At 50.8% G+C, this 2990-nt stretch carries 3 protein-coding genes; 2 read left to right on the top strand and 1 reads right to left on the bottom strand.

Translation table 11 applies throughout. The features are described from left to right. Both PF479_RS08170 and PF479_RS08165 read left to right on the top strand, forming a co-directional pair. Positions 1-929 (top strand): methyl-accepting chemotaxis protein (locus PF479_RS08170; protein ID WP_298004719.1); only part of this gene is annotated, 929 nt, incomplete at its 5' end. Between the two features lie 68 nt (positions 930-997). Further along, on the top strand, positions 998-2143 hold the full coding sequence (locus PF479_RS08165) for a methyltransferase (RefSeq protein ID WP_298004716.1): 1146 nt from the start codon (positions 998-1000) through the stop codon (positions 2141-2143). A 41-nt stretch (positions 2144-2184) separates the two neighbouring features. Here the strand turns inward: PF479_RS08165 and PF479_RS08160 are convergent. Continuing rightward, positions 2185-2990, bottom strand: an 806-nt coding sequence (locus PF479_RS08160) for a lyase family protein (RefSeq protein WP_298004713.1), incomplete at its 5' end; no start/stop codon positions are given.

Below are 2990 nucleotides of genomic sequence, written 5' to 3'. Positions count from 1 at the left end.
TCATGACGGCTGTGAATGATTCATCTGCCAATGTGGCGACCGGCAGTCTCCAACTCTCCAGAAGTGCCCAGCAGCTCTCTGTGGGGGCGACAGAGCAGGCCTCTTCGGCAGAAGAAGTCTCAGCCTCAATGGAGCAGATGGGATCAAGCATTGATCAGAACAGCGATAATGCTCAGAGAGCCAGGGTCATCGCCGAAGATGTATCCACCAAGGCTCAGGAAAGCGGTGAAGCCGTATTCCACACGGTTGAAGCCATGAAAGAAATTTCACAAAAAATCAGTATTGTCAGCGACATTGCCAGACAAACCAATATGCTGGCTTTGAATGCGGCGATTGAAGCTGCCCGGGCAGGAGAAGCCGGTAAGGGTTTTGCTGTGGTAGCCTCGGAAGTACGAAAACTGGCCGAAATCAGTCAGAACTCGGCCGTATCCATCACGGAACTTTCCAGAGATTCCCTGGATATTGCCATCAAAGCGGGCAGTATGATTGAATCCCTGGTAGAAGAGGTGAAAAAAACGACTGATCTTGTGGAAGAAATATCCGCGGCCAGTCTGGAGCAGAGCAGCGGCATGGGACAGGTCAATACGGCTCTGAACCAGCTTGACAATGTGACTCAGAAAAATGCCTCCTCTTCAGAAGAGATTGCCGCCACCTCGGAAGAACTGGCCGCTCAGGCCCGGATACTGAACAATGAGATACGATTCTTTAAACTGGATAAAACAGGGACACCCTCACAGACCACAGTGCTGAAACCAGCCAGTCCCTCGGTAAAGAAGACAATCCCGGACCCTCCTGTCAAGGCTGCCATGATTCAAGCACCCGAAACGGATTCCCGAGTCTTTATGGGTGAAGATTCAAGCCTGACACCTGGTTTTATAGATTCACCCAGGGATGAAGAGACTGATATCAGTGATTTTGAGGAGTTCTGAGGACTCATCCAGGGCTGCCATCAAAGGATCGAATGAGTCCTTAACAGAAGAGGACAAGCCGGACTATAATGGGAAACATGAATTACTCCTATGCCACTGCTTTTGGAACTTTTACACTGAAATATGAGTCCCAGGACAAATCGCTTCGTCCCTATGACGCTGCCGATGAATACCTGCTGAATCTGATATCAAAAGAGTTTGAACTCCCTCACAAAATTCTTATAGTCAATGACCGCTGCGGAGCCCTGTCGCTTCCTTTGGCGGATCAGACGATCTGTCATATCAATGATTCTCTCATGGAACTGGAAGATACGGCCGAAAACCTGTCTGTCCATGGAATGAAGGCCATTCCTGCTGCCTCCGTATTTGACAGTTTTCCCAGAGATCCAGACATGGTTGTTATAAAGATTCCAAAATCATTGGATCATTTCCGCTTTCAGCTGGAAAAGCTGAAATCCCGCATTCAAAGAGATTCTGTGATTATGGCTGCCGGGATGAGCCGCTATCTTCCGGACAGCTATTACAGCTGCTTTAGTGAAGAACTGCAGGATTGTTCCTATTCCAGGATTGAAAAAAAGGCCCGGTATTACAGGGGGCTCCTGAAACCGGCCTCCCTTGATTTGGCCCTTTCCGACAAAGGGCAGACACAAGACAGAATCCTACCACCCGCTTCCTTCGACTTTGAAGGGCGTGAATACCGATCTTATCCGGGAGTCTTTTCCATGAGTAAAGTAGACCCGGGAAGTCGATTCTTACTGGAGAACATGCCTGATCTGCCGGTTCCGAATCTGATCGTGGACCCGGGCTGCGGTTCGGGAGTTCTGGGACTGGAAGCCCTGCAGCGCTGGCCTGAAGCCCGGCTGATTGCCACGGATGACAGTGCTCCGGCCATTGAGAGTACACGGTACAATGCACGATCATTGGGACGGGAGGAACAGACAGAAGTCATTCAGACCCGAATACTCAGAGGAATCCCTGAAGGGAGCGCGGATCTGGTGATCTGCAACCCCCCTTTTCACAGAGGACATACTATTTCAATGGAAACTGGAATCGCCTTCATCAGGGAATCTGCAGCAGTCCTGAGAGAGGGCGGGTATTTCGCTCTCGTTGTGAACAGAACATTGGGGTACAGTAATTTCCTGAAAGACAAGTTCCAAAGAGTGAATATCCTGAAACAGAACAGCAAGTACAGTCTGATCCTTTGTAGAAAATAGAAAGGGCCCTGGAAACAGGACTCTCTTGTATCACTCTCCTGTCACTCCCCGGTCATTGACGACGGGTCCAGAAGCCGATCGATTTTCCCTTTCTCCAGAAGCCCTGATTCATAGAGAACCTCACGGACAGTCCTTTTTTCCTTGTAGGCCTTATAGGCCAGCTGCGCCGCCTGATCATAGCCGATGGTCAGGGCAACGGGAGTGATCATGGCCAGGGAACCTTCTATGGCGTGAAGACAGTTCTCTTCGTCTGCCCTGATTCCGTCAATGCAGTTCACAGCAAAGACTCTGGTGGTCTCTGCCAGAAGATTCAAAGCAGTCAGCGTTTCGTGGGAGACCAAAGGCATCATCATATTGAGCTGCAGAGGGCCGTGCTGGTTGGCAATACTCACAGAAAGGGCCTTTCCCTGGAGAAATGCAGAAACCTGAATGACCATCTCGGGTATGACCGGATTGACTTTTCCCGGCATGATGGAGCTTCCCGGCTGGAGTGTGGGGAGAATGATCTCACCCAGGCCTGATCGGGGACCGCTGGTCAGAAGGCGGAGGTCATTGGCAATCTTCATAAAATCACAGGCGATGGAATTGATGACCCCCATCAGATCCACCTGACTGCTTCTAAAGGATATGCCCTGGAATTTATTATCCATAGTCCTGAAGGAGATGCCTGTTTCTTCGGCAATGCCCTCAATGGCGGCGGGAGCGAATCCCGGATGGGCATTCAGCACGGTGCCGATGGCGGTTCCCCCCAGAGGAAGTTCACACAAAAGGTCCCTCTGATTTTCCAGATTTCTGCGTCCCTGAGCTGTCTGCGCGGCAAAGGCGGAGAACTCCTGACCCAGAGTCA

The organism is Oceanispirochaeta sp. (assembly GCF_027859075.1).
Taxonomy (GTDB): domain Bacteria; phylum Spirochaetota; class Spirochaetia; order DSM-2461; family DSM-2461; genus Oceanispirochaeta.
The sequence above is the reverse complement of the archived record's forward strand: the minus strand, read 5'-3'. Positions and strand labels throughout refer to the sequence as shown.

What these genes read in the sequence shown, in the direction of transcription:
- PF479_RS08165 (WP_298004716.1), top strand. Translation starts at nt 998, where the DNA reads ATGGGAAACATGAATTACTCCTATGCCACTGCTTTTGGAACTTTTACA.